23 protein-coding genes are annotated in these 23,735 nt (G+C 69.2%); 6 read left to right on the top strand and 17 right to left on the bottom strand.

The features are described from left to right. Positions 1-93: 93 nt before the first annotated feature. Complete coding sequence (gene dtd / locus CHC02_RS02115; protein WP_089389869.1) at positions 94-531, bottom strand: D-aminoacyl-tRNA deacylase; 438 nt, start codon at positions 529-531, stop codon at positions 94-96. After that, a complete protein-coding gene (gene pip, locus CHC02_RS02110) occupies positions 528-1,499 on the bottom strand; it encodes a prolyl aminopeptidase (RefSeq protein WP_089389868.1) in 972 nt (323 codons plus the stop codon). The genes dtd and pip overlap by 4 nt, the downstream gene beginning before the upstream one ends. Positions 1,500-1,610: 111 nt before the next feature. Between pip and CHC02_RS02105 the strand changes: the two genes are divergently transcribed. The 4 genes from CHC02_RS02105 to CHC02_RS02090 all read left to right on the top strand — a co-directional run bounded on the left by CHC02_RS02105 (position 1,611) and on the right by CHC02_RS02090 (position 3,544). After that, a complete protein-coding gene (locus CHC02_RS02105) occupies positions 1,611-2,045 on the top strand; it encodes a hypothetical protein (protein ID WP_089389867.1) in 435 nt (144 codons plus the stop codon). Next, positions 2,042-2,515: an NUDIX domain-containing protein gene (locus CHC02_RS02100; protein WP_089389866.1), complete on the top strand. Its 474-nt coding sequence runs from the start codon at positions 2,042-2,044 to the stop codon at positions 2,513-2,515. Before CHC02_RS02105 ends, CHC02_RS02100 begins: the two co-directional genes overlap by 4 nt. A 44-nt stretch (positions 2,516-2,559) precedes the next feature. Continuing rightward, positions 2,560-3,021 carry a M23 family metallopeptidase gene (locus tag CHC02_RS02095; protein ID WP_167364863.1) on the top strand — a complete coding sequence of 154 codons (462 nt, stop codon included), beginning with the start codon at positions 2,560-2,562 and terminating at the stop codon, positions 3,019-3,021. Between the two features lie 91 nt (positions 3,022-3,112). Next, positions 3,113-3,544 carry a hypothetical protein gene (locus CHC02_RS02090; protein WP_089389864.1) on the top strand — a complete coding sequence of 144 codons (432 nt, stop codon included), beginning with the start codon at positions 3,113-3,115 and terminating at the stop codon, positions 3,542-3,544. Positions 3,545-4,239: 695 nt separating this feature from the next. Here CHC02_RS02090 and hutG read toward each other — a convergent pair. From hutG to hutU, 8 genes are all read right to left on the bottom strand, one after another. Next, positions 4,240-5,043 (bottom strand): N-formylglutamate deformylase, encoded by an 804-nt coding sequence (gene hutG / locus CHC02_RS02085; RefSeq protein ID WP_089389863.1) that lies wholly within the window; start codon positions 5,041-5,043, stop codon positions 4,240-4,242. Then, complete coding sequence (hutI, locus tag CHC02_RS02080; RefSeq protein WP_089389862.1) at positions 5,036-6,244, bottom strand: imidazolonepropionase; 1,209 nt, start codon at positions 6,242-6,244, stop codon at positions 5,036-5,038. Before hutI ends, hutG begins: the two co-directional genes overlap by 8 nt. Beyond that, entirely contained in the window at positions 6,241-7,773 is a 1,533-nt protein-coding gene (gene hutH, locus CHC02_RS02075; RefSeq protein ID WP_089389861.1) for a histidine ammonia-lyase, read from the bottom strand. Before hutH (CHC02_RS02075) ends, hutI begins: the two co-directional genes overlap by 4 nt. 14 nt (positions 7,774-7,787) lie before the next feature. Continuing rightward, positions 7,788-8,603, bottom strand: coding sequence for a quaternary amine ABC transporter ATP-binding protein (locus CHC02_RS02070; RefSeq protein ID WP_089389860.1), 816 nt, complete (start codon positions 8,601-8,603; stop codon positions 7,788-7,790). After that, complete coding sequence (locus tag CHC02_RS02065) at positions 8,600-9,454, bottom strand: ABC transporter permease (RefSeq protein WP_043313138.1); 855 nt, start codon at positions 9,452-9,454, stop codon at positions 8,600-8,602. Before CHC02_RS02065 ends, CHC02_RS02070 begins: the two co-directional genes overlap by 4 nt. 60 nt (positions 9,455-9,514) lie before the next feature. Further along, positions 9,515-10,483, bottom strand: a complete 969-nt coding sequence (locus tag CHC02_RS02060) for an ABC transporter substrate-binding protein (protein ID WP_089389859.1) — start codon at positions 10,481-10,483, stop codon at positions 9,515-9,517. A gap of 76 nt (positions 10,484-10,559) precedes the next feature. Further along, on the bottom strand, positions 10,560-11,975 hold the full coding sequence (locus CHC02_RS02055) for a purine-cytosine permease family protein (protein WP_089389858.1): 1,416 nt from the start codon (positions 11,973-11,975) through the stop codon (positions 10,560-10,562). 137 nt (positions 11,976-12,112) lie between these two features. Continuing rightward, complete coding sequence (hutU, locus tag CHC02_RS02050; RefSeq protein WP_089389857.1) at positions 12,113-13,789, bottom strand: urocanate hydratase; 1,677 nt, start codon at positions 13,787-13,789, stop codon at positions 12,113-12,115. Between the two features lie 534 nt (positions 13,790-14,323). Between hutU and hutH (CHC02_RS02045) the strand changes: the two genes are divergently transcribed. After that, a complete protein-coding gene (gene hutH / locus CHC02_RS02045) occupies positions 14,324-15,853 on the top strand; it encodes a histidine ammonia-lyase (RefSeq protein WP_089389856.1) in 1,530 nt (509 codons plus the stop codon). A gap of 36 nt (positions 15,854-15,889) precedes the next feature. Here the strand turns inward: hutH (CHC02_RS02045) and CHC02_RS02040 are convergent, their stop codons facing one another. Both CHC02_RS02040 and hutC read right to left on the bottom strand, forming a co-directional pair. Continuing rightward, entirely contained in the window at positions 15,890-16,480 is a 591-nt protein-coding gene (locus CHC02_RS02040; protein WP_089389855.1) for a HutD/Ves family protein, read from the bottom strand. Then, positions 16,477-17,187 (bottom strand): histidine utilization transcriptional repressor HutC, encoded by a 711-nt coding sequence (hutC, locus tag CHC02_RS02035; RefSeq protein ID WP_089390049.1) that lies wholly within the window; start codon positions 17,185-17,187, stop codon positions 16,477-16,479. The genes CHC02_RS02040 and hutC overlap by 4 nt, the downstream gene beginning before the upstream one ends. A gap of 257 nt (positions 17,188-17,444) precedes the next feature. Between hutC and CHC02_RS02030 the strand changes: the two genes are divergently transcribed. After that, a complete protein-coding gene (locus CHC02_RS02030) occupies positions 17,445-18,809 on the top strand; it encodes a formimidoylglutamate deiminase (RefSeq protein WP_089389854.1) in 1,365 nt (454 codons plus the stop codon). A 264-nt stretch (positions 18,810-19,073) separates the two neighbouring features. Here CHC02_RS02030 and CHC02_RS02025 read toward each other — a convergent pair whose 3' ends face one another. The 5 genes from CHC02_RS02025 to estP all read right to left on the bottom strand — a co-directional run bounded on the left by CHC02_RS02025 (position 19,074) and on the right by estP (position 23,655). Beyond that, the gene (locus CHC02_RS02025; RefSeq protein ID WP_089389853.1) at positions 19,074-19,628 is read right to left on the bottom strand and encodes a lipocalin family protein; all 555 of its coding nucleotides are present in this window, start codon (positions 19,626-19,628) and stop codon (positions 19,074-19,076) included. A 1-nt stretch (position 19,629) separates the two neighbouring features. After that, positions 19,630-19,884 carry a hypothetical protein gene (locus CHC02_RS02020; RefSeq protein WP_089389852.1) on the bottom strand — a complete coding sequence of 85 codons (255 nt, stop codon included), beginning with the start codon at positions 19,882-19,884 and terminating at the stop codon, positions 19,630-19,632. Positions 19,885-19,953: 69 nt separating this feature from the next. After that, the gene (locus CHC02_RS02015; protein WP_089389851.1) at positions 19,954-20,562 is read right to left on the bottom strand and encodes a DUF924 family protein; all 609 of its coding nucleotides are present in this window, start codon (positions 20,560-20,562) and stop codon (positions 19,954-19,956) included. Continuing rightward, the gene (locus CHC02_RS02010; protein WP_061563020.1) at positions 20,562-21,572 is read right to left on the bottom strand and encodes a class 1 fructose-bisphosphatase; all 1,011 of its coding nucleotides are present in this window, start codon (positions 21,570-21,572) and stop codon (positions 20,562-20,564) included. The genes CHC02_RS02015 and CHC02_RS02010 overlap by 1 nt, the downstream gene beginning before the upstream one ends. A gap of 169 nt (positions 21,573-21,741) precedes the next feature. After that, positions 21,742-23,655 (bottom strand): esterase EstP, encoded by a 1,914-nt coding sequence (estP, locus tag CHC02_RS02005; RefSeq protein ID WP_089389850.1) that lies wholly within the window; start codon positions 23,653-23,655, stop codon positions 21,742-21,744. Positions 23,656-23,735: the final 80 nt, after the last annotated feature.

Genomic DNA, 23,735 nt, shown 5'->3' with positions numbered 1-23,735 from the left:
CCCGGCCTTGCGGCCTGGGCTTCCGGGGAGCCATTGTTCTAGTCGCATGCGAGTTGCCATCATCCTGCGGCCCGATTACGGACTGCCGCCTGTTCACGCCTCCAGAAGAAAGGTCACCGGCCCGTCGTTGACCAGGTGGACCTGCATGTTGGCGCCGAACCGGCCGGTAGCGACCAGCGGATGACGGGCTCGTGCCTGATCCACGAGATGTTCGAACAGCTCGGCGCCCCGGGCCGGCGGCGCCGCGCTGGAAAAACTCGGCCGCAGGCCCTTGCGGGTGTCGGCGACCAGGGTGAACTGCGAGACCAGCAGCAGGCCGCCGCCGATGTCGCCCAGAGAAAGGTTCATCTTACCTTCAATATCGGCGAACACTCGATAGTTAAGCAGCTTGTGCAGCAACCGCCGGGCGCTCGCCTCGTCGTCCCGGGGCTCGACCCCCACCAGTGCCAGCAGGCCCTGGTCGACGGCGCCGACGATTTCCCCGTCGACTTCCACCCGCGCGGCGCTCACGCGCTGGATCAGCGCCTTCATTCGGCCTCCGGGGGCAGGTTCAGCAGGCGCCGGCCGATCTCGTTGGTGGCGCGCACCAGGGCATCGGCGATGCCCGGCTCGCTGGCCGCGTGGCCGGCGTCGCGGACGATCTGCAGCTCGCTGTTCGGCCAGGCCTTGTGCAGCGCCCAGGCGTTGTCCAGCGGGCAGACCACGTCGTAGCGGCCGTGCACGATGACGCCGGGCAGGTGGGCGATGCGGTGCATGTCGCGCAGCAGCTGGTCCGGTTCGAGGAAGGCGGCGTTGACGAAGTAGTGGTTCTCGATGCGGGCGATGGACAGCGCGCGGTGCGGGTCGCTGAAGCGGTCGACCACCGCCGGGTTCGGCCGCAGCGTCGCGGTGCGCCCTTCCCAGGTGGACCAGGCGCGCGCGGCGTGCATCTGGGCGATCTGGTCGCTGCCCACCAGGCGCTTGCGGAAGGCCTGCATGAGGTCGTCGCGCTCGTCCGCCGGGATCGGCGCCAGGTAGTCCTCCCAGTAGTCGGGGAACAGCTGGCTGGCGCCCTCCTGGTAGAACCAGCGCAAATCCTGCGGGCGGCACAGGAAGATGCCGCGCAGGATCAGCGCGTGGACGCGCTCGGGGTGCGCCTGGGCGTAGGCCAGCGACAGCGTCGAGCCCCAGGAGCCGCCGAACAGCACCCACTTCTCGATGCCCAGGTGCTGGCGGATGCGCTCCATGTCGGCCACCAGGTGCCAGGTGGTGTTGTCGTCCAGGCTGGCGAAGGGCGTGGAACGGCCGCAGCCGCGCTGGTCGAAGGTGACGATGCGGTACAGGTTGGGGTCGAAGAAGCGCCTGGACAGGGCGTCGCAACCGGCACCCGGGCCGCCGTGCACGAAAAGCACCGGCAGGCCGTCCGGTATGCCGCTCTCATCCACGTAGAGGACGTGCGGTTCGTCGACGGCCAGTTGGTGCCGGGCGTAAGGCTTGATTTCCGGATACAAAAGCTGCATGGCGCACTCCTGAATCTTTACGTACGGTCCGTCCCTCGACCGGATACCATCCCTTGCGTGTCGGGCATGATACCTGTGCCCGCGCAAAACCGATAAAGGAGTTCACTCGGGATGCCGAGGAAGTTGTATCTTTGCCTGCTGTGCGTCATTTGTCTGCTGGGCGGGTGCAGCGGCGACTCCCCCCAGGACCAGTTGAACGACGCGGTGCGCCAGTTGCAGCGCAACCTCGACGAGCGCGCCACCAGCGCCGTGCTGGCGCAGCTGCACGAGGATTTCCGCGCCCAGGGCGAATACGACCGCGAGTGGGTGCGCCGGACCCTGGCGCAGGTATTCGTCCAGCAGCCGCGGGTGCGCTTCATCACCCTGGGCCGCAGCAGCCGCGTCGACCGCAACTACGCCGGCGTCGGCCATTCCCGGGCGGAACTGGCGCTGACCGGCGGCGACGGCCTGCTGCCCGAGCGCCGGCGCAAGCGCCCCTACAGCGTAAGCCTGGAATGGCGGCACGACGGTGACACCTGGAAGCTGGCGAGGCTCGACTGGCGATGAACCCACTGCAACACCGCATCCGCGCCGCCGGCCTGCTGGTCCGCGAGCAGAGCATCCTGCTGGTGCGCCACGAGGTGGCCGGCGACGTCTACTGGATCCCCCCGGGCGGCGGCTTCGAGTCGCAGTGCGACCGCTCGACGCGCGACACCGTGAAGCGCGAATGCCGCGAGGAAACCGGGCTGGAAGTGGAGGTCGGGCCACTGGTGTACGTCCGCGAATTCGCCGAGCCGCTGGCCGGGCGCTTCCACATGGAACTGTTCTACCGCGTCGACGCCTGGCGGGGCGAGCTGAGCCTGGACAACCTGCGCGGCCTGGGCGGCGACGAATTCGACATCCGCGAGGTGGCCTGGGTGCCGCGCGCCGACCTGGGCGCCCTGCCCTCCTTCTACCCCGCCGAGCTGCTCGACGACGTCTGGGAGCGCCTGGCCGCGCCGGCGCCGCTGATCCGCCACCTGGGCCTGCAGGTGTGAAACGCCGCTGGCTGCTGCCGCTCGCCGCGCTGCTGGCCCTGCCGATGCTGCTGCCGGAGCGGCCGGTCGTCCCGGTGCAGGGCGCCAGCCAGCGCGACTGGAACCGCCGCTCCTTCTGGTACGAGCCCTGGGGCATCTCCGGGGTGCACAAGGGCATCGACATCTTCGCCGACGCCGGCACCCCGGCGCTGGCGCCGGTCCCGGGGCTGGTGCTGTACCGCGGCGAGGTCGGCCTGGGCGGCAAGGTGGTGCTGATCCTCGGGCCGAAATGGCGCCTGCATTACCTGGCGCACCTGCAGGCCTGGAACGTGGCGCCGCTGCAGCCGGTGGGGCGCGGCCAGGCGGTCGGCGCGGTGGGCAGCTCGGGCAATGCCGCCGGCAAGCCGCCGCACCTGCACTACGCGGTGCTGTCGCTGCTGCCGCGGCCCTGGGCGGCGACCGACGAGACCCAGGGCTGGAAGAAGATGTTCTTCATCGACCCGGGCCGGTTCCTCCTGCCGCCCTGAGCGGCGAACTTTGGAAACATTCCCGGCGTGGCCGCAAGCCGCGCATCTGCGCTACGGTGCCGGGCTCCCCGTCCCTGAAAAGGAGTTCGACATGCTGGCCAGGATCCTCGCCCTGCCCCTGCTGCTGTGCCTCGCCCTGCTCGCCGGCTGCGGCAAGGACGACCCGCTGGCGGCGCTGGAAGCCGCCGTGCAACAGCTGCAGACGAACATCGAAGCGAAGAAGACCGGCGCCGTGCTCGACCAACTGGCCGGCGACTTCCGCGCCCAGCAGGTCAACGACCGCGACTGGGCCCGGCGCACCATGGCGGTCCTGTTCCTCCGCCACCAGAACATAGGCGTGCTGGCCCCGGCGAAGAACAGCTGGATCGACCCGGCGGTGTCGCGCCGCGGCTACACCGAGGCCAAGGTCGGCCTGACTGGCGCCGAGGGGCTGATCCCCGACAGCGCAAGGCTGTACGACGTGAAGCTGGAATGGTGGCTGGAAGACGGCGAATGGAAGCTGGCGCGGCTGGATTGGGAGTGACGCTCGCGCCGTCCCCTGCGCGCGAATCGCGTTTCCCGGCAGCCACGGTGCCTGGGGTTGGCCCCGCCCCTCTCCCCAACCCTCTCCCGCAAGCGGGAGAGGGGGCCGTCCTGAGCGGCTGGAAAATCAGGCGTCATCCTGACCCGTAGGGCGCATAACGCCTACGGCGTTATCCGCCGTTTTCATTGGCCAGCGGCTGGGCGCGGCCGAAGGAGCAAACCTTGTCCGCGATGGCCGGAGGTTCCGGCGCGATTCGCGGATGAGATCCGCGCCTACGCTGCCTCACCCACGCCATTCCGATGTAGGAGCGCGCCCTGCGCGCGAATCGCGTTTCCCGTCAGCCACGGTGCCTGGGGTTGGCCCCGCCCCCTCTCCCCAACCCTCTCCCGCAAGCGGGAGAGGGGGCCGTCCTGAGCGGCTGGAAAATCAGGCGTCATCCTGACCCGTAGGGCGCATAACGCCTACGGCGTTATCCGCCGTTTTCATTGACCAGCGGCTGGGCACGGTCGTAGGAGCAAACCTTGTCCGCGATGGCCGGAGGTTCCGGCGCGATTCGCGGATGAAATCCGCGCCTACGCTGCCCCACCCGCGCCATTCCCCTGTAGGAGCGCGCCCTGCGCGCGAATCGCGGGCAGGGCCCGCTCACAGTGAGCAACGGCGGATAACCACAAACGGTTATTCGCCCTACATCGGCATCAGCGGCCGTAGCGCTCGCGTCCCCAGGCCAGGAAGCTTTCCAGCATCCGCCGCAGCACCGCGGCGGTCGGGGCGGCCAGGTCTTCGCGGTAGGCGAAGGGCGCTTGCTCGTCCATGTAGTTGCACTGCGCGAGTTCCAGCTGCACCGCGTGCACGTCCTGCTGCGGCTGGCCGTAGTGGCGGGTGATGTGGCCGCCCTTGAAGCGGCCGTTGAGCACGTGGCTGTAGCCTTCGGCTTCTGCGCACACCGCCTGCAGGCGTTCGGCGAGGTCGGCCGGGCAGCTGTTGCCGGAGTTGGTGCCGATGTTGAAGTCCGGCAGGCGGCCGTCGAACAGGTGCGGGATGTGCGAGCGGATCGAGTGGGCGTCCCACAGCAGGGCATAGCCGAACTCGGCCTTCAGCCGCGCCAGTTCCTCGGCGAGCGTCCGGTGGTACGGCGTCCAGACTTCCGCCAGGTAGCGCGCGCGCTCTTCGGCCGAGGGCGCCTGGCCTTCGTGGAACAGCGGGCGGCCGTCGAACAGGGTGTCCGGGTACAGGCCGGTGGTGGCCGTGGAGTACAGCGGTTTGTCGTCGGCCGGGCGGTTGAGGTCGATGACGTAGCGCGAGTAGTTGGCGGCCAGGGTGCTGGCGCCCAGCTCGCGGGCGAAGTCGTACAGGCGCGGGATGTGCCAGTCGGTGTCGGCCAGTTCCCTGGCCTCGTCCACCAGGCCGTTCTCCACGGCCGGGGTCAGGCGGGTGCCGGGGTGCGGCATGCTCACCAGCAGCGGCACGCGGCCGCGGCTGAAGCTCAGTACGTTATCCACAGGAGACTTCCTCTGCGTGACGGATGATGCGCTTGGGCAGGTCGCCGCCGAGCCAGTAGGCCAGCTCGGCCGGGCGCTGGATGTCCCAGGCGACGAAGTCGGCGAGCTTGCCCGCCTCCAGGCTGCCGTGGTCGGCTTCCAGGCCCAGGGCGCGGGCGGCGTGCAGGGTGACGCCGGCCAGGGCTTCCTCGGGGGTGAGGCGGAAGGCGGTGCAGCCCATGTTGAGCATCAGGCGCAGCGACAGCGCCGGCGAGGTGCCGGGGTTGAGGTCGCTGGCCAGGGCGATGGCCACGCCGTGCTTGCGCAGGGCCTCCATCGGCGGCAACTGGGTTTCGCGCAGGACGAAGAAGGCCCCCGGCAGCAGCACCGCGACTGTGCCGGCCCTGGCCATGGCGATGGCGTCTTCCTCGGTCATGAATTCCAGGTGGTCGGCGGACAGCGCCTGGTAGCGCGCCGCCAGGCTGGAGCCATGCAGCGACGACAGTTGCTCGGCATGCAGCTTCACCGGCAGGCCCAGCGCCTTGGCGGCCTGGAACACCCGCTCGACCTGCGCCGGGGAGAACGCCAGGTGCTCGCAGAAGGCGTCCACCGCGTCCACCAGCCCTTCGTTCGCCAGCGCCGGGAGGATGTCCGAGCACACCCGCTCGATGTAGTCGTCCGCGCGGCCGGCGTATTCCGGCGGCAGGGCGTGTGCCGACAGGCAGGTGGCGCGCACCGTCACCGGCAGCACCTCGCCCAGGCGCCGGGCCACGCGCAGCATCTTGCGCTCGCTGGCCAGGTCCAGGCCGTAGCCGGACTTCACCTCCAGCACGGTCACGCCGTCGGCCAGCAGCGGCCGCGCGCGCTTGATGGCGCTGGCCAGCAATTCCTCCTCGCTGGCCTCGCGGGTGGCACGCACGGTACTGGCGATGCCGCCGCCGGCGGCGGCGATCTCGGCGTAGCTGGCGCCCTGCAGGCGCAGCTCGAACTCGGCGCTGCGGTCGCCGCCGAACACCAGGTGGGTGTGGCAGTCGATCAGCCCCGGGGTCAGCCAGGCGCCGCCCAGGTCATGGCTGCGCTGCACCTCGTGCAGCGGCAGCTGGGCATGGGGGCCGATCCAGTGGATGCGTGCGCCCTCGGTGAGGAGGGCGGCGTCCTCGATGATCGAATACTTGCCGCCGGCCATGGTGGCGGCGTGGCAGTTGTGCCAGAGCTGTTTCATTGCAGTCTCCCGATGCTCGCGCCGACGTTCTGCAGCGCCCGGCGGTCGGCCAGCAGCGCGGCGGCGCGGGCGATGTCCGGGGCCAGCCAGCGGTCGGTGTCGTAGGCCGGCACCTGTTCGCGCAGCAGCTCCCAGGCCCGCGTGGTGCCGGCGCCGAAGCGTTGCTCCTTGAGGAATTCGAAGGCCTGGGCGGCCAGCAGGTACTCGATGGCGAGGATCTGCTGGCAGTTGCCGATGCAGCGGCCGAGCTTGAGCGCGGCGCTGGTGCCCAGGCTCAGGTGGTCTTCCTGCAGGCCCGAGGTGACGTAGTTGTCCACCACCGCCGGCTGCGCCAGCTGGCGGTTCTCGCCGGCCAGGGCAGCGGCGACGTACTGCACGATCATCATTCCCGAGTTGACCCCCGGCTGGCTCACCAGGAATGCCGGCAGGCCGCTGACCAGGGGGTTGATCAGGCGGTCCAGGCGGCGCTCGGCGACGCCGCCCAGCTCGGCCACGGCGATGCACAGCAGGTCGGCGGCCATGGCCACGGATTCGCCGTGGGGGTTGGCCTGGGACACCACCCGGTAGTGCTCGGGCGTGCCCAGCACCAGGGGGTTGTCGTTGGCCGAATTCAGTTCGATCTCCACCTGGCGCGCGGCGTGGGCCAGCTGGTCGCGGCAGGCGCCGTGGATCTGCGGCATGGAGCGCATGCTCAGGGCGTCCTGGGTGCGGATGCCGCGGCTGCTGGCGAGCACTTCGCTGCCGTCGAGCAGCGCCCGCAGGTTCTCGCCCACCAGTTGCGCGCCGGGATGCGGCTTGAGCGCGAGGATTTCCGCGTCGAAGGCGTCGGTCTGCCCGCGCAGGGCCTCGAAGCTCATGGCGCCGATGACGTCGGCCCAGTGCGCCAGGCGCGTGGCGTCTTCCAGGGCCAGGCAGCACAGGCCGGTCATGCAGGGCGTGCCGTTGACCAGGCTGAGCCCGTCCTTGGCGCCCAGCTCCACCGGCGCCAGGCCTTCCTTGTCGAGGGCCTCGGCGGCGCTGACGGTGCGGCCCTGGTAGCTCACCTCGCCGATGCCCAGCAGGGCCACGCCGACGTGGGCCATGTGCGTCAGGTAGCCCACCGAGCCCTGGGCCGGCACCCGCGGGGTGATGCCACGGTTGAGCAGTTCCAGCAGCGCCTGCACCACGCGGCGGTGCAGGCCGGACTTGCCGAGGCTGTAGTTGGCGATGGCGACGCAGATGATCGCGCGGGTCTGCTCGTCCTTCAGCGCCTCGCCGACGCCGCAGGCGTGGCTGAGCAGGGTGTTGCGCGACAGCCGGGCCAGTTGCTCGCCTTCGAGCACCACGTTGCACAGGGCGCCGAGGCCGGTGCTGATGCCGTAGGCGCGTTCGCCGCGCTCGACGATGCGCTCGACGATGGCGCGGGCGTTGTCGATGCGCGCCCAGGCCGCCGCCGACAGCTCCAGGCGGGCGCCGTGGCGGGCCACGGCGACCACGTCCTGCCAGTGCAGGGGCGCGTCGCCGAAGGTGATGATGGAAGCGGAGGACATCGGGACTCCCGGAACTACAGGTTGGCCACGCGGCGCTGGACGAAGCGGTCGACGTATTCGTCGGCCGGCTGGTGGAGGATTTCCCGCGGCGCGCCGACCTGGATCAGCTGGCCGTCCTTGAGGATGGCGATGCGGTTGCCGATGCGCACCGCTTCATCCAGGTCGTGGGTGATGAAGACGATGGTCTTGTGCAGGGTCTTCTGCAGCTCCAGCAGCTGGTCCTGCATGTCCGCGCGGATCAGCGGGTCGAGGGCGCTGAAGGCTTCGTCCATGAGGATGATGTCGGTGTCCGCGGCCAGCGCCCGGGCCAGGCCGACGCGCTGGCGCATGCCGCCGGAGAGCTGGTGCGGGTAGGACTTCTCGTAGCCCTTCAGGCCCACGGTGGCGATCCAGTGCAGCGCGCGCTCCTGGCACAGCGCCTTGCTCTCGCCGCGGACCTTCAGGCCGTAGGCGACGTTGTCCATCACGCTCTTGTGCGGCAGCAGGCCGAAGCTCTGGAACACCATGCTGATCTTGCGCCGGCGGAAGTCCTCCAGCTGGCGCGCGTCGTAGCGCAGAATGTCCTCGCCGTCGACCAGTATCTCGCCGCTGGTGGGGTCGATCAGGCGGTTGAAGTGGCGCACCAGGGTCGACTTGCCGGAGCCGGACAGGCCCATGATGACGAAGATTTCACCGGCCTCGATGGACAGCGACAGGTCGTTCACCCCGACCACGCAGTCGGTGGCGGCCAGCACCTCGGCCTTGCTCTTGCCCTGGCGGATCATCGCCAGCGCGGCGTCGGCGCGGGCACCGAAGATCTTGTAGACGTTCTTGACCTGGATCTTGCTCATTTGCTGGCCTCGTGGTGACGCGAGCGGCCGTAGGCCTGGGTGATGCGGTCGATGACCACGGCGAGGATGACGATCGCCAGGCCCGCCTCCAGGCCCTTGCCGACGTTGAGGGTCTGGATGCCCACCAGCACGTCCTCGCCCAGGCCGCGGGCGCCGATCATCGAGGCGATCACCACCATCGACAGGGCCATCATGGTGGTCTGGTTGATGCCGGCCATGATGCTCGGCAGGGCCAGCGGCAGTTGCACGCCGAACAGCTGCTGGCGGCGGTTGGCGCCGAAGGCGGTGACTGCCTCCATGACCTCGCGGTCGACCTGGCGGATGCCCAGGTCGGTGAGGCGGATCAGCGGCGGCGCGGCGTAGATCACGGTGGCGAAGATCGCCGGCACCTTGCCCAGGCCGAACAGCATCAGCACCGGGATCAGGTACACGAAGCTGGGCATGGTCTGCATGATGTCCAGCAGCGGCAGCAGGATGGCCCGCAGGCGGTCGCTGCGGGCGGCGAGGATGCCCAGGGGGATGCCGATCAGCACCGAGATGATCGTGGCCACCATCATCAGCGCCAGGGTCTGCATGAGCTTGTCCCACAGGCCCACCGCGCCGACCAGGAACAGCAGGCCGGTGATCACCAGGGTCGGCACCAGGCGCCGCGTGGCGTGCCAGGCGATGCCGGCGACGATCGCCAGCATCAGCCACCAGGGCGTGGCGCGCAGCAGGCTCTCGAGGTTGACGATGGCCCACAGCAGGGTGTCGGAAATGTGCCGGAAGACGTCGCCGTAGTTGGTCACCAGGGCGTCGACCCAGCCGTTGACCACGTCGGCGATGGAGAAGGTGAAGCGTTCAGGGAACATGGCGCTTACTCGCAAGGGTTGGGCATCGCCGGGGGAGCGGGCTCCCCCGGCCCGGCGGCGTCAGAGCGCGGCCTGGATCTTCTTCGCGGCGTCCTCGCTGACCCAGGCGCTCCACACCTCAGGGTGCTCCTTGAGGAAAGCCTTGGCCAGCTGTTCGGACGACAGCTTCTCCTTGGCCATTTTCGCCAGGTTCTGGTTCAGCAGGTCGATGGGCAGGTTGACCTTCTCCAGCACCGCGACCAGCTCCGGGGCCTGGTCGTGGAAGGTGCGCGACAGGCCGACCTGGATCTTCACGTCCTTGTTCACCCCCGGCTCGTCCAGCTTGACCAGGTCGGCCTGGCCCATCAGCGGCGTCGGCGACCAGTAGTAGAAGAGGATCGGCTCCTTGCGCTTGTAGCTGGACAGCACCGCGGCATCCAGCGCCGGGCCGGTGCCGGGGCGGAAGTTGGTGTACTTGTCCTCCAGGCCGTACTTCTTGAGCATCTCGGAGTTCTCCAGCTCGCAGGTCCAGCCGGCCGGGCAGTTGTAGAAGCGGCCCTTGCCCGGCTCCTCCGGGTCGCGGAACAGCTCGGCGTACTGGCCCAGGTCGGTGACCGCCTTGAGGTTCGGCGCCTTGGCCTCGATGCCGCGGGCCTTGTCGCCCTCGATCACGAAGCGCGGCACGTACCAGCCCTCGGTGGCGCCGACGATGGGCGCGCCCACGCCGACCACCTTGTTGGCGGCGGCAGCCTTGTTCCAGGCGTCGCTGCGGCCGATCCATTCCTCGCTGAAGATCTGGATGTCGTTGTTGGCCAGGGCCTGCTCCATGGTGATGGAGTTGCCCGGCAGGCTGTCGGTGCTGCAGCCGTAGCCGTTCTTGAGGATGAACTGCATGAGGTCGGTGAGCAGCATGCCGCTCTCCCAGTTCAACCCGGCGAACTTCACCGGCTTGCCGCTCTCGCACCAGCCCGCCGCCTGGGCCGGGGCCATCGCGCCCAGCAAGCCGGCGGAAAGGATCAGGCCCAGCAGCGTCTTCTTGGAATTGTTCATCTGAGGCTCCTAAACGGGAAAATGAGGTTCGGCAGTGCAAGGGGCCGCGCCGCTGGCCGGGCGCGGCCGGGCCGGTTCAGGTACGGGCCGGCAGGATCAGCCGGTCCGGCACCGCCCGGCGGCTGTGCCGGGCGACCAGGTAATAGAGGACGGCGGGCACCACCAGGCCGATGATCCAGGAGATGTCCACCCCGCCCAGGTAATCCACCAGCGGGCCGGTGTAGAACTTGGTGGCGATGAACGGCAGCTGAACCAGCACGCCGACCACGTACACGCTGATCCCCGGCAGGTTCCAGCGGCCGTAGCGGCCGTCGGGGTCGGCCAGTGCCGGCACGTCGTAGCGCTCGCGGGTGATCAGGTAGTAGTCCACCAGGTTGACCGCGCTCCACGGGGTGAAGAAGGCCAGCAGGAACAGGATGAAGGACTTGAACGCGCCGAGGAACGAATGCTGGCCCAGCAGCGCGATCAGGGTGGCGGCGCCGACGATCACCAGCACGAACACCAGGCGCTGCAGGCGGCTCACCTCCAGGTGGCCGCGGAAGCCGCTGATGATGGTGGCGATGCACATGAAACTGCCGTAGGAGTTCAGCGTGGAGATGGTCACCTTGCCAAAGGCGATGCTGAAGTACAGCAGCGCAGCGGCCGCGCCGCTGCCGCTCAGGCCGACGATGTAGGCCACTTCGCGGCCGGCGAACTGGCCATCGGCCATGGCCGCGGCGAACACCCCGAGGGTCATCGCCACCTGCGAGCCGATCACCGAGCCGGCGCCGACGGCGAGGAAGGTCTTCACCGACGAGGTGGCGCCGGGCAGGTAGCGCGAGTAGTCGGCCACGTAGGGGCCGAAGGCGATCTGCCAGGAGGCCGCCAGGGACACCGCGAGCAGGAAGCTGCTCCAGCTGAAGTGGCGGATCTGCAGCAGCGCGCCGACGTCGGTCTGGCTCATCAGGCGGCTGAACAGGTAGAAGAAGGCGATCACCCCGACGACGCTGGCGATGCGGCCGATGTAGTGGATCACCCGGTAGCCGAGCACGGTGACCAGGACGATGACGCTGGCGAAGATCAGGATGCCGGCGCTGTCGCTGACGCCGAACAGCTGGCCCAGCGCCTGCCCGGAAAGCACCGTGCCGGTGGCGGTGAAGCCCAGGTACATCAGGCACACCAGCACGATCGGGATGGCCGCGCCGTAGACGCCGAACTGCACGCGGCTGGAGATCATCTGCGGCAGGCCCAGCTTGGGCCCCTGGGCCGCGTGCAGGGCCATGACCGCGCCGCCGAGCAGTTGGCCGATGAGCAGGCCGACCAGCGACCAGAACACGTCGCCGCCCAGCACCACGGCCAGGGCCCCGGTGACGATGGCGGTGATCTGCAGGTTGGCGCCCAGCCACAGGGTGAACTGGCTGTAGAGCTTGCCGTGGCGCTCGGCCTCGGGGATGTAGTTGATCGAGCGGCGCTCGATCAGGGGCTTGCTGGAACTGTCGCTGGCCTGGGACATCGCTTTTCTTCTCCACCCCGGCGCCGGGCCGGGGTTCTTGTAGTGTCAGAGAACGGATTGCGCTCGGCCCGACCGCCGCGCCCCCACCCGCGCGGCGGTTCCTCCCTGGCCCGGGGCGGCGGCGCCGCCCCTGTTCCTCACTTGCCGGTGATCATCGGCAGGTTCAGGCCCTGTTCCCTGGCGCAGTCGATGGCGATCTGGTAGCCGGCGTCGGCATGGCGCATCACGCCGGTGCCCGGGTCGTTGGTCAGCACGCGGGCGATGCGCGCGGCGGCCTCGTCGGTGCCGTCGCAGACGATCACCATCCCCGAGTGCTGGGAGAAGCCCATGCCCACGCCGCCGCCGTGGTGCAGCGAAACCCAGGTGGCGCCACTGGCGGTGTTCAGCAGGGCGTTGAGCAGCGGCCAGTCGGAGACGGCGTCGGAACCGTCCTGCATGGCTTCGGTCTCGCGGTTCGGGCTGGAGACCGAGCCGGAGTCCAGGTGGTCGCGGCCGATCACGATCGGCGCCTTCAGCTCGCCGCTGCGGACCATCTCGTTGAACGCCAGGCCGAGCTTGGCGCGCTGGCCCAGGCCGACCCAGCAGATGCGCGCCGGCAGGCCCTGGAAGCTGATGCGCTCCCTGGCCATGTCCAGCCAGCGGTGCAGGTGGGCGTCGTCGGGGATCAGCTCCTTGACCTTGGCGTCGGTCTTGTAGATGTCCTCGGCGTCGCCCGACAGCGCGGCCCAGCGGAACGGGCCGATGCCGCGGCAGAACAGCGGGCGGATGTAGGCCGGGACGAAGCCGGGGAAGTCGAAGGCGTTGGCCACGCCCTCTTCCTTGGCCATCTGGCGGATGTTGTTGCCATAGTCGAAGGTCGGCACGCCCTGCTTCTGGAACGCCAGCATGGCCTTCACGTGCACGGCCATGGACTGCTTGGCGGCCTTCACCACCGCGGCCGGCTCGGTCTGCGCGCGGTCGCGGTACTGCTCCCAGGTCCAGCCGATCGGCAGGTAGCCGTTGAGCGGGTCGTGGGCGCTGGTCTGGTCGGTGACCATGTCCGGGCGCACGCCGCGGCGCACCAGCTCCGGAAGGATCTCGGCGGCGTTGCCGTGCAGGGCGATGGAGATGGCCTTGCCCTCGGCGGTGTACCTGGCGATGCGCGCCAGGGCGTCGTCCAGGTCCTTGGCCTGTTCGTCGACGTAGCGGGTCTTCAGGCGGAAGTCGATGCGGCTCTGCTGGCACTCGATGTTCAGCGAGCAGGCGCCGGCCAGGGTGGCCGCCAGCGGCTGGGCGCCGCCCATGCCGCCCAGGCCCGCGGTCAGCACCCAGCGGCCCTTGAGGTTGCCGGCGTAGTGCTGGCGGCCGGCCTCGACGAAGGTTTCGTAGGTGCCCTGGACGATGCCCTGGCTGCCGATGTAGATCCACGAGCCGGCTGTCATCTGGCCGTACATGGCCAGGCCCTTGGCGTCCAGTTCGTTGAAGTGCTCCCAGGTGGCCCAGTGCGGCACCAGGTTGGAGTTGGCGATCAGCACGCGCGGGGCGTTGGCGTGGGTCTTGAACACGCCCACCGGCTTGCCGGACTGCACCAGCAGGGTCTCGTCGTCGTTCAGTTCCTTGAGGGTGGCGACGATCCTGTCGTAGCACTCCCAGTTGCGCGCGGCGCGGCCGATGCCGCCGTACACCACCAGTTCCTTGGGGTTCTCCGCGACTTCCGGGTCGAGGTTGTTCATCAGCATGCGCAGCGGCGCTTCGGTCAGCCAGCTCTTGGCGTTCAGCTGGGTGCCGCGCGGGGCGCGGATTTCGACGTCGCGGAATTTACTGGATTCGGTCACGGCAGGCTCCTTCAAGGCAGTCTTGGGCTCGGATGCGAAAGCCGGTGCGCTCGGCTTCCGGCAACGGGATTCGGGGTGGGCATCGGTGCAGGAAGCGGCGCCTCCCATCACGTATATGCTTGTACATACAAGTATAAGCAAAGGAAAGGCCAAGTCCCCCGCCGGGCGCTCTTGGCGTGGCGAGAAAAAATCTCAAGCAATTGATTTAAAAAGAATTAACCGAATAACCCAGCGCATCGCGCACGGCCGGCAAGGCCGCCGCGCCAGGCGAACGACTGCACCAGAACGGTGATCGGCTGCTCCATTTCGTAGCATTCGGTAACGCCTGGCCGTTACAGCTCACCTCATTTCCGGGGGCTGCCGGCGCCCTTCCTCATTCCCCGGCCGAGGACGTTCCGCCCGGCCCTCTCGCAGAGGCTGGCGCCGCCGCCCGTCGGCCGGGCGGGCTGGCTCGCTTATTGCTCATACTTGTATATACAGGAATAGATAGTCTCGCCGCCGAGCGCGGTAACACTCCGGAACACGGGAGCCGTCATGTCCGAAACCCTGCAGATCACCCCCGGCCAGTTTTCCCTCGACCAACTGCGCGCCATCCACCAGCGGCAACCCGCGCTGCAACTGGATGAAGCCTGCCGCGCGAACATCGAGAACAGCGCCCGCACGGTCAGCCAGATCATCGCCAACCAGCGCACCGTGTATGGCATCAACACCGGCTTCGGCCTGCTGGCGCGCACCTCCATCCCCGAGGATTCGCTGGTCACCCTGCAGCGCAACCTCATCCTTTCCCACTGCACCGGCACCGGCCCGCTGCTGGACGACGCCAGCGTGGCGCTGATCATGGCGCTTAAGATCGGCTCCCTGGCCCGCGGCTTCTCCGGCGTGGGCATGGCGGTGATCGACACCCTGCTCAAGCTCTACCAGGCGCGCGTCTACCCGTGCATCCCGTCCCAGGGCTCGGTGGGCGCCTCCGGCGACCTGGCGCCGCTGGCGCACATGTCCTCGACGCTCATCGGCGTCGGCCAGGTGCGCCACCAGGGCCGCGTCATGGAGGCCAGCGAGGGCCTGGCCATCGCCGGCTGCCAGCCGCTGGTGCTGGGGCCCAAGGAAGGCCTGGCGCTGATCAACGGCACCCAGGTGTCCACCGCCCTGGCCCTGCGCGGGCTGTTCGCGGCGGAGAAGCTGTTCGTCTCGGCGGTGGTCGCCGGCAGCCTGACGGTGGAGGCGCTCAAGGGCTCCTACGTGCCCTTCGACGCGCGCATCCAGGCGGTCCGCGGCCAGCCCGGGCAGATCGACGTGGCGGCCTTCTACCGCGAGCTGCTGCACGACAGCGCGATCAACCAGTCGCACATCGACTGCAAGCGCGTGCAGGACCCTTACTCCCTGCGCTGCCAGCCCCAGGTGATGGGCGCCTGCCTCGACCACCTGCGCTTCGCCGCCGGGGTGTTCCTGCGCGAGGCCAACGCGGTGTCGGACAACCCGCTGGTGTTCAGCGCCGACGGCGACGTGCTCTCCGGCGGCAACTTCCACGCCGAGCCGGTGGCCATGGCCGCCGACGTGCTGGCCCTGGCCATCGCCGAGATCGGCGCGCTGTCGGAACGGCGCATCGCCCAGCTGGTGGACCCGGCGCTGTCCGGCCTGCCGGCGTTCCTGGTCAAGGAAGGCGGCCTGAACTCCGGCTTCATGATCGCCCAGGTGACCTCGGCGGCCCTGGCCTCGGAGAACAAGACCCTGGCCCACCCGGCCTCGGTGGACAGCCTGCCGACCTCGGCCAACCAGGAAGACCACGTGTCCATGGCCACCTTCGCCGCCCGCCGCCTGCAGGACATGGCCGGCAACAGTTCCGCGGTGGTCGCCATCGAACTGCTGGCCGCCGCCCAGGGCGTGGAGTTCCACGCGCCGCTGCAGAGCTCGCCACAGTTGCAGGAAGTGCTGAAGATGATCCGCGCCCAGGTGCCGGCCTACGACCAGGACCGCTACTTCGCCCCGGACATAGCCGCGGCCCGCGCCTGGGTGGAGGAAGGCGCGCTCAGCCGCTGGCTGGACTACTCGCGCCTGTACGGCTGAAGAAGGAGGCGCCCGCCGCAACGGCGGGCGCCGGTTTCAGCGCGGCTCGAGCTCGATCAGGCAGACGTCCGCCGCGCCGGCGGACGCCAGGCGGTACTCGGCCAGGCAGCCATCGTTTTCCACCTGCAGGCAGTCCTGGCGCGCCAGGCTGCCCAGGGCCTGGCCATCGCGGCGCAGGGCCACGGCAGCCTCACCGGCATTGAACAGCAGGACCGTGGCGGCACTACCGAACAGCGCCAGCTCGCCCTGCACCCGCAGCCACTGCAGGCGCGCGCGGTAGCGCGCGGGCGAGTAGATCAGGTTGAAGTCGCGGATGGCGCCGCCGAGCAGCTCGCAGTCCACCGCGCTGGCGCCATCGAAGGCGAAGGCATCCAGGGCGCGCAGCTCGCGGGATGGCACGCCGTCCACGGTCAGGCGCATGCCCTGGCCTTCCAGCACGGTGATCACCCGCTGGTAGCCGGCGAAGGCGGAGAATGGCCCCGGCGCGCCGACGTCGGCGATGGACAGGCGCCAGCCGAAGCCCTCCAGGCCGTCGCCGGCGTCGCGGAGGATTTCGCGGGTGCTGCCCGCGCCGTTCTTCCAGGGCATCACCGGGTAGTCGGCGGCCCGCAACAGACGGTGGTTCATGACGAGAAGCGTCCTTCCAGGCGGTAGCGCGAGCCCGGGTAGAGCAGGCGCGCGCTGGTCACGGTGTTGCGCCCCGACCAGGTGCGCCGGCGGATCAGCAGGCAGGGCTCGTGGCGGTCGATGTTCAGCAGCCTGCAGTCCTCGGGGCCGGGCAGCACCGCCTCGACCACGTGCTCGCCCTCGCTGAGCGGCGCCACCTGGGTGAGGTAGGCGAAGGGCGTCTGCCCGGAGAAATCCTGCCTGAGGTAGTCCGGGGCCACCGCGGCGTTGACGTAGCGGTCCTCGATCTGCACCGGCACGTCGTTCTCGTAGTGCACGATCAGCGAATGGAACACCCGCTGGCCCTCGCGCACGTCCAGCGCCAGGGCGCGCTCGGCGCTGGCCTTCTCCTCTTCCAGGCGCACCACCACGCAATGGTGGCGGTGGCCGCGGGCCTCGATTTCCTCGGCTATGTTCTGCACCTGGAACAGCGCCGACTGGCCCTTGGGCTCGGCGACGAAGGTGCCCACGCCCTGCATGCGCACCAGCAGGCCGTCGTTGGTCAGCTCGCGCAGCGCGCGGTTGATGGTCATGCGGCTGACGCCCAGCTCGCTGACCAGTTCGCTTTCGGAGGGTACCCGGTGGTGCGGCGGCCAGGCGCCGGACTGGATCTGCTGGACGATCATCTGCTTCACCCGCGCGTACAGCGGGGCGGGCAGCTCGCCCATCTGCGAGGCCAGCGAGGAGCCCTCCGCGGGCGGGGTGGGCGTGGACGATGCGGGCACGGGAGTACTCCTTGTCGTGGCGACGGTGGGCAGTGGCGGGAAGGCAGCGGCGCGATGCGCTCTTGTCCTCCGGCATGTACCGGAATCGACCGGTGCATACAAGTCCCGCGGCGACCATCGGGCGCGTCTCGTAGTTTACGGCCATCCTAAACGTCTGTATATGTATATACAAATTCGAAGAGCCCTGCGAGGACCCCAGCATGCCTGCCCTGTTCGCCGAACGCGCCCTGCTCCCCAGCGGCTGGGCGCGCGATGTCCGTTTCGAGGTTTCCGCCGACGGCCTGCTGGCCCGGGTCGAGGCCAACGCCACCGGCGAGGGCGCCGAGCGCCTGCACGGGCCGGTGCTGCCGGGCATGCCCAACCTGCACTCGCACGCCTTCCAGCGCGCCATGGCGGGCCTGGCCGAGGTGGCCGGCAACCCCAACGACAGCTTCTGGACCTGGCGCGAGCTGATGTACCGCCTGGTCGGCCGCATCACCCCGGAGCAGCTGCAGGTGGTCGCCCGCCAGCTGTACATCGAGATGCTCAAGGCCGGCTACACCGGTGTCGCCGAATTCCACTACGTGCACCATGACCAGGGTGGCCAGCGCTACGCCGAGCCGGCCGAGCTGGCGCTGCGCATCAGCCAGGCCGCGCGCGAGGCCGGCATCGGCCTGACCCTGCTGCCGGTGCTCTACAGCCATTCCGGCTTCGGCGGCCAGCCGCCCAGCGAGGGCCAGCGCCGCTTCATCAACGGCACCGACGCCTACCTCGAACTGGTCCACGGCCTGCAGCCACGCCTGGCGGCGCAACCGGCGCAGCGCGTCGGCCTGTGCTTCCACTCGCTGCGCGCGGTGACGCCGCAGCAGATCACCGAGGTGCTGGAGTCCGACAGCAGCGAAAGCCCCATCCACATCCACATCGCCGAGCAGCGGAAGGAAGTCGACGACTGCCTGGCCTGGTCGAAGCGCCGGCCGCTGCAGTGGCTGTACGACAACATCGAGGTGGACGGCCGCTGGTGCCTGGTCCACGCCACCCACGCCGAGCCCGACGAGGTCGCCGCCATGGCCGCCAGCGGCGCGGTGGCCGGCCTGTGCCTGACCACCGAGGCCAACCTGGGCGACGGCATCTTCCCGGCGGTGGACTACCTGGCCCGCGGCGGGCGCCTGGGCATAGGCTCGGACAGCCACGTGTCGCTGAGCGTGGTGGAGGAACTGCGCTGGCTGGAATACGGCCAGCGCCTGCGCGACCAGAAGCGCAACCGCCTGTACCGCAGCGACCAGCCCAACGTCGGCCAGACGCTCTACGAAGCGGCGTTGAAAGGCGGCGCCCAGGCCCTGGGCCAGCCGGTGGGCGAACTGGCCGCGGGCCGCCGCGCCGACCTGCTGGTGCTCGACGGCAACGACCCCTACCTGGCCACCGCCACCCCCGACACCCTGCTCAACCGCTGGCTGTTCGCCGGCGGCGACCGCCAGGTGCGCGACGTGATGGTCAACGGCCAGTGGGTGGTGCGGGAGCGCCGGCATGCGCTGGAAGAGCGCAGTGCCGGGGAGTTCGCGGGGGTGTTGCGGGAGTTGTTGGGTTGATGGGGGGTGGCCGGTGACGAGGGCTGCCGGTGGTTTTATCTTTTGGCCAACCTCTTTTCCCTCTCCCCAGCCCTCTCCCTGAAGGGAGAGGGGGCTTGTCCGTGCCGAGAGAAGAAATGGTTTCAGCTGGAAACCACCGGAGCTGCCGGCTGACTCCTGAATCCCCAACCCTGCCCAACGGTCCCCTCTCCCTTCAGGGAGAGGGTTAGGGAGAGGGAGCGGAGGTGAAGTAGCGCGCCTACGTTACCGGCAGACACCGTCCCCTCAATTCCCCGCAATCGCGCTGTCCTTGCTCCGCCAGATCAGATCGCTGGTGTCGTAGCCATTGCGGTTGGCCTCAGCCAGCAAACGGCGCAACGTCGCCTCGGACAGGCTGGTCTGCCGCGCCAGCAGCCACAGGTGGTCGCGGTCGCGGTTGCCGACCAGGGCGGTCTGGTAGTCCGGGTCGACGTAGATCACCCGGTAGTCGCCGCGCACCACGCCGGGGAGCAGGCGCGATGCCCAGTTGTCGAAGTGCACCCAGAAGGCATCGGTGCTGCCCGGCACCTGCGGGGTGGCCGTGCCGGTCACCTGCTTCCAGCTGCCGTCGGCGGTGCGGCAGCGGTTGAGCAGGCCGATGCTGCCGTCGGCGCGCACGCGGTAGTGGGCCTCGGACTGCAGGCAGGCGCGCTGGAAGAACATCGGCTTGCGCGCCAGCTCGTACCAGGTGCCCGCGTAGCGCTGCGGGTCGACCTGCATGGTCTGCGGCCGCTCCCCGGCGTGCCCGGCGCCGCCGCCCAGCGCGAGCAGCGCCACGAGCACCCGCAGCGCGGCGTTCATCTCACTTGAGCCCCTGGCCGGAGAACATCAGCACCTTGTCGCCGGCGTACTGCACGCTGATGAAGGTCTTGTCATCGCCCCAGGTGCAGCTGGATACGCCCAGCGCGCCGGAACACTCGGTGGGCTTGCCGAGCAGGGCCTCCACCTCGGCCTTGGCCATGCCGGCCTTAAGCTTGGAATAGTTTTCCTGGTTGAGCTTGCTGCAGGCGGCCATGGCGATGCAGACGGCGATCAGGGCGATACGGCGGAAGGACATGGGCAACTCCATTGTCGGATGGTCCGTTGAACAAGCGTGGCACAGGCCACGCGAAACGCACCCTTGGAGTCAGAAACGCGAGCCGGGTTCCTTGAGGAAGGCGACTTCCGCGGCGCTGGACTCACGGCCGAGAATGGCGTTGCGATGGGGGAAGCGGCCGAAGCGCGCGACCACCTCGCGATGACGCTCGGCGTAGTCCAGGAAGTCGGCGAACAGCGCCTTGTCCACCTCATCGGCCCGTTCGTGCAGCGCGGCGAAGGCGGCCACGGCCTGTTCCTGCTGCGCCAGGTCCTCGGCGTGCTCCAGCACCAGGTAGACGAAGACCCGCTCGATCGGCTGCAGCTGGCGGTCCAGCCCGGCTGCAAGGCCGCGGCGCACCAGCGCCTGGGCGCGAGCGTCGCCGGCATAGGCGCGCGGGGTGTCGCGGAAGATCATCCGCGGCAGCTGGTCCAGCAGCAGGATCAGCGCCAGCCAGCCCTGGGCCGAGCCGGCCCAGTCGGCCAGAGCGCCATCCAGGGCCTGGCGCACCAGGCCGCCGAAACGGTTGTCCGAGGCCGTGTCCTCGCAGGCGCTCTTGCCGAACCACAGGCCGTTGCGCTGGGCGGCGACGTCGCTGGCGCGCAGGGCGTCGCCGAACCACCAGTCGAGCAACCCCTGCCAGGCGGGTAGCGCGCTCATCAGGCCTGGTGGTAGCCGGTGACGCGCTCGACCTCTTCCTTCGAACCGAGGAACACGGCCACGCGCTGGTGCAGCGACTCCGGCTGGATGTCGAGGATGCGCTGGGTGCCGTTGGTGGCGGCGCCGCCGGCCTGCTCGATGATGAAGGACATCGGGTTGGCCTCGTACATCAGCCGCAGCTTGCCGGGCTTCTCCGGCTCACGGGCGTCGCGCGGGTACATGAAGATGCCGCCGCGGGTCAGGATGCGGTGCACGTCGGCCACCATGGAGGCGATCCAGCGCATGTTGTAGTTCTTGCCCAGCGGGCCTTCCTTGCCGGCCAGCAGTTCGCTGACGTAGCGCTGCACCGGGGCTTCCCAGTGGCGCTGGTTGGACATGTTGATGGCGAACTCGGCGGTGCTTTCCGGCACGCGGATGTTGTCGTGGGTGAGCACGAAGCTGCCCAGCTCGCGGTCCAGGGTGAAGCCCTTGACGCCGTCGCCGAGGGTCAGCATCAGCATGGTCTGCGGGCCGTAGATGGCGTAGCCGGCGGCGACCTGCCTGGTGCCCGGCTGGAGGAAGGCCTGCTCGTTGAGGCTGTCGTTCTGGCTCAGGTGCTGCTCGGGGCAGCGCAGCACCGAGAAGATGGTGCCGACCGAGACGTTGACGTCGATGTTGCTGGAGCCGTCCAGCGGGTCGAACACCAGCAGGTAGGCACCCTTGGGGTACTTGCCGGGAATCTGGTAGGCGTTGTCCATCTCCTCGGAGGCCATGCCGGCCAGGTGGCCGCCCCACTCGTTGGCCTCCAGGAGGATTTCGTTGGACATCACGTCCAGCTTCTTCTGCACCTCGCCCTGCACGTTCTCGGTGCCCATGCTGCCCAGCACGCCGCCCAGGGCGCCCTTGGACACGGCATGGCTGATCTCCTTGCACGCACGCGCCACCACCTCGATGAGGAAGCGCAGGTCGGCCGGGGTGTTGTGGCTGCGGGTCTGCTCGATGAGGTAGCGGCTGAGGGTAACGCGGGACATGGAAGGGCTCCGGGGGAGAGGTAGGAAAAAAACTGCGCGCATTCTAGCGTGGAATCGACCGCGCCGCCTCCCGTACGGCGCGTCCGTCCTGAGCTTGGAGCGCGCCGCCGGTGGTCGGTTCCCTCGTCGCTGCGGCCGTCAGTCGCGGCGGTTTCCCGGCGGGCCGGGCCTAGAAGTCCAGGCTCAGCGCCAGGCTCACGCCCTGCTGCAGGTCGTCGTCGCTGCGGTGCGCGCTGTAGCCGCCGCGCAGCGAGAGTTCCGGGGTCAGCTTCTGGGCGAAGCCCAGGGTCGCGCGCTGCAGGTGGCTCTGCGGGGTGTAGCCCTGCAGGGTGAAGCCGTTGGCTGGCAGGCTGGTGAAGGCCATCCCGATGTTCTGGGTGTCGTCGGCGTATTCGCGCTCCACCGCCACTTCGCCGAACAGCTGGGTCTGCTCGCTGAGCGCGTACTTGCCCTGCAGGCCGGCGCCGAGGCGGCGGGAATAGCGCTTCTGCTCGTCGAACGACAGCGAGGTGGAAGCGTTGCCCTCGTCGTAGCCATCCACCTTCACCCGCGCCCAGTCGGCGCTGACGAAGGGCGACAGGTGCCAGGCCTCGCCGCCCTGGGCGATGTCGTAGCCGATCCGGCCACTGAAGGCGAGCAGGTTGCCGTCGGTGTCGCCCTTCTCCTCGACGGTGCGCGGGCCGATGGCGAACTTGCGGTTGGCCTCGTCGTAGTCGAGGTAGCCGCCGGTCACCGCGGCGTCGCCCCACCAGCGGTCCTGCTGGTATTGCACGAAGAGGCTGCCCAGGTAGCTGTTGAGCTTGTAGTCGGAATCCTCGGCGCCGGCCTCCAGCTTCTGCCGGTAGAAGCCGGCGGCGATGCCGGCGCGCCAGGCGTCGTCGATGCGGTAGCTGCCGCCCAGGCTCAGGTTGTAGCCGAAGCCATCGCCGCTGGCGGCGCTGTCCTGGTCGTCGTAGTCCAGGTGCTGGCCGCCGCCGGTGACGAAGCCGCGCCACTGGCCGACGCCCTGCCAGTTCTCCCAGTCGGCCAGCCACTGGCTGCGCAGCTCGTCCTGGTAGGCGCGCAGGGTGCCATGGGCCATTTCCGGCAGTAGCGTGGCCTCCCAGGGCGCGGACAGCACCGAGTAGGCGTAGTCTGCGATCAGCGTCTGGCCGGCGATGGTCGGGTGCACGCCATCGTTGAAGATCAGCTTGGTCGGGTCGGGGTTGCTGCCGTGGCGGCCATAGATCGGGTTTTCCGGGCAGCTGTTGCCGCTGAAGCAGGTACCCACCAGGTTCTGCCCGGTGGCCAGGCCGTAGGCGCCGGGGTCGGCGAGCACTTCCTGGAGCATCAGCGGGATGTTCAGCGGGATGACGTTGGCGCCGCTGCTGGCCAACTGGCTGACCAGTTCCTCGTTGAAGATGCCGCTGAGCTGGGTGCCGAAGCTCTGCAGGACGGTGCCGTTGGTCGCCGGGGTGAGCCCCAGGTCGGGTAGCAGCCAGACCACGATGTAGCGCGCGCCGGCCTGGCTCAGGGCCTGGGCGCTGTCCACCAGGCGCCCGGCGGCGGCGCGGGCGGAAGGGTCGTCGGTGATGCGGAACTGCAGGAAGTCGTTGCCGCCGCCGGTGAGGTAGTAGAGCGCGTTGGGGTCGGCGACGCGGCCGACCAGGTAGCCGTCGCGGGTACGGGTCTCGCCGCCGGAGCTGACCACCGAGCCGCCCGCGGCGGTGATGGAGTCGTAGATCTGGTCGGTGCGGTAGCCCCCCACCGCCCAGTTGTTACCGTCCGGCAGGCCTTCGGCGGCGTTCACCAGCGAGGTGGAAGGCCCGAGGTCGCCGGCGGCGACGCCCAGCTTGCCGCCGAGGATCATTGCCGCGGTGGGCCCGAAGACCTCGCCGCTGCCGTCCAGATAGGTCGGGCCCACGCGGTTGGTGAAGCGGGTGGAGGCGCCGGCGGGGCCACCGGCGTCGGGGAACTGGCCGGCGTCGCTGAGGCTGTCGCCGAACACCACCAGGGTCGAATACGGGGAAGGTGACGCGAGGGCTTGGCCGGCGATGCCGAGCAGGCAGGCGGCGGCCAGGGGTGAAAGCACCTGTTTGATCATGCGGCTGACTCCATGCTTTTTCTTATAGGTAGAGTGCAACGCCGTTAACAGTATCAGAACAATCGCGCAGAGTAGCGTTA

The organism is Pseudomonas delhiensis (assembly GCF_900187975.1).
GTDB classification, from domain to species: Bacteria; Pseudomonadota; Gammaproteobacteria; order Pseudomonadales; family Pseudomonadaceae; genus Pseudomonas; species Pseudomonas delhiensis.
This window is presented reverse-complemented; position numbering and strand designations above follow the sequence as displayed.

Excerpts from the sequence above, each read along its gene's own strand:
- CHC02_RS02100 (WP_089389866.1), top strand. The coding sequence starts at position 2,042 with ATGAACCCACTGCAACACCGCATCCGCGCCGCCGGCCTGCTGGTCCGC.
- CHC02_RS02055 (WP_089389858.1), bottom strand. The coding sequence starts at position 11,975 with ATGTCCCAGGCCAGCGACAGTTCCAGCAAGCCCCTGATCGAGCGCCGC.
- estP (WP_089389850.1), bottom strand. The coding sequence starts at position 23,655 with ATGATCAAACAGGTGCTTTCACCCCTGGCCGCCGCCTGCCTGCTCGGC.
- hutH (WP_089389856.1), top strand. The coding sequence starts at position 14,324 with ATGTCCGAAACCCTGCAGATCACCCCCGGCCAGTTTTCCCTCGACCAA.
- dtd (WP_089389869.1), bottom strand. The coding sequence starts at position 531 with ATGAAGGCGCTGATCCAGCGCGTGAGCGCCGCGCGGGTGGAAGTCGAC.
- CHC02_RS02040 (WP_089389855.1), bottom strand. The coding sequence starts at position 16,480 with ATGAACCACCGTCTGTTGCGGGCCGCCGACTACCCGGTGATGCCCTGG.
- hutC (WP_089390049.1), bottom strand. The coding sequence starts at position 17,187 with ATGGGCGAGCTGCCCGCCCCGCTGTACGCGCGGGTGAAGCAGATGATC.
- pip (WP_089389868.1), bottom strand. The coding sequence starts at position 1,499 with ATGCAGCTTTTGTATCCGGAAATCAAGCCTTACGCCCGGCACCAACTG.
- CHC02_RS02060 (WP_089389859.1), bottom strand. The coding sequence starts at position 10,483 with ATGAACAATTCCAAGAAGACGCTGCTGGGCCTGATCCTTTCCGCCGGC.
- CHC02_RS02065 (WP_043313138.1), bottom strand. The coding sequence starts at position 9,454 with ATGTTCCCTGAACGCTTCACCTTCTCCATCGCCGACGTGGTCAACGGC.
- CHC02_RS02010 (WP_061563020.1), bottom strand. The coding sequence starts at position 21,572 with ATGTCCCGCGTTACCCTCAGCCGCTACCTCATCGAGCAGACCCGCAGC.
- hutH (WP_089389861.1), bottom strand. The coding sequence starts at position 7,773 with ATGTCCTCCGCTTCCATCATCACCTTCGGCGACGCGCCCCTGCACTGG.
- CHC02_RS02095 (WP_167364863.1), top strand. The coding sequence starts at position 2,560 with ATGCTGCTGCCGGAGCGGCCGGTCGTCCCGGTGCAGGGCGCCAGCCAG.
- CHC02_RS02030 (WP_089389854.1), top strand. The coding sequence starts at position 17,445 with ATGCCTGCCCTGTTCGCCGAACGCGCCCTGCTCCCCAGCGGCTGGGCG.
- CHC02_RS02020 (WP_089389852.1), bottom strand. The coding sequence starts at position 19,884 with ATGTCCTTCCGCCGTATCGCCCTGATCGCCGTCTGCATCGCCATGGCC.
- CHC02_RS02015 (WP_089389851.1), bottom strand. The coding sequence starts at position 20,562 with ATGAGCGCGCTACCCGCCTGGCAGGGGTTGCTCGACTGGTGGTTCGGC.
- CHC02_RS02070 (WP_089389860.1), bottom strand. The coding sequence starts at position 8,603 with ATGAGCAAGATCCAGGTCAAGAACGTCTACAAGATCTTCGGTGCCCGC.
- CHC02_RS02105 (WP_089389867.1), top strand. The coding sequence starts at position 1,611 with ATGCCGAGGAAGTTGTATCTTTGCCTGCTGTGCGTCATTTGTCTGCTG.
- CHC02_RS02025 (WP_089389853.1), bottom strand. The coding sequence starts at position 19,628 with ATGAACGCCGCGCTGCGGGTGCTCGTGGCGCTGCTCGCGCTGGGCGGC.
- hutI (WP_089389862.1), bottom strand. The coding sequence starts at position 6,244 with ATGAAACAGCTCTGGCACAACTGCCACGCCGCCACCATGGCCGGCGGC.
- CHC02_RS02090 (WP_089389864.1), top strand. The coding sequence starts at position 3,113 with ATGCTGGCCAGGATCCTCGCCCTGCCCCTGCTGCTGTGCCTCGCCCTG.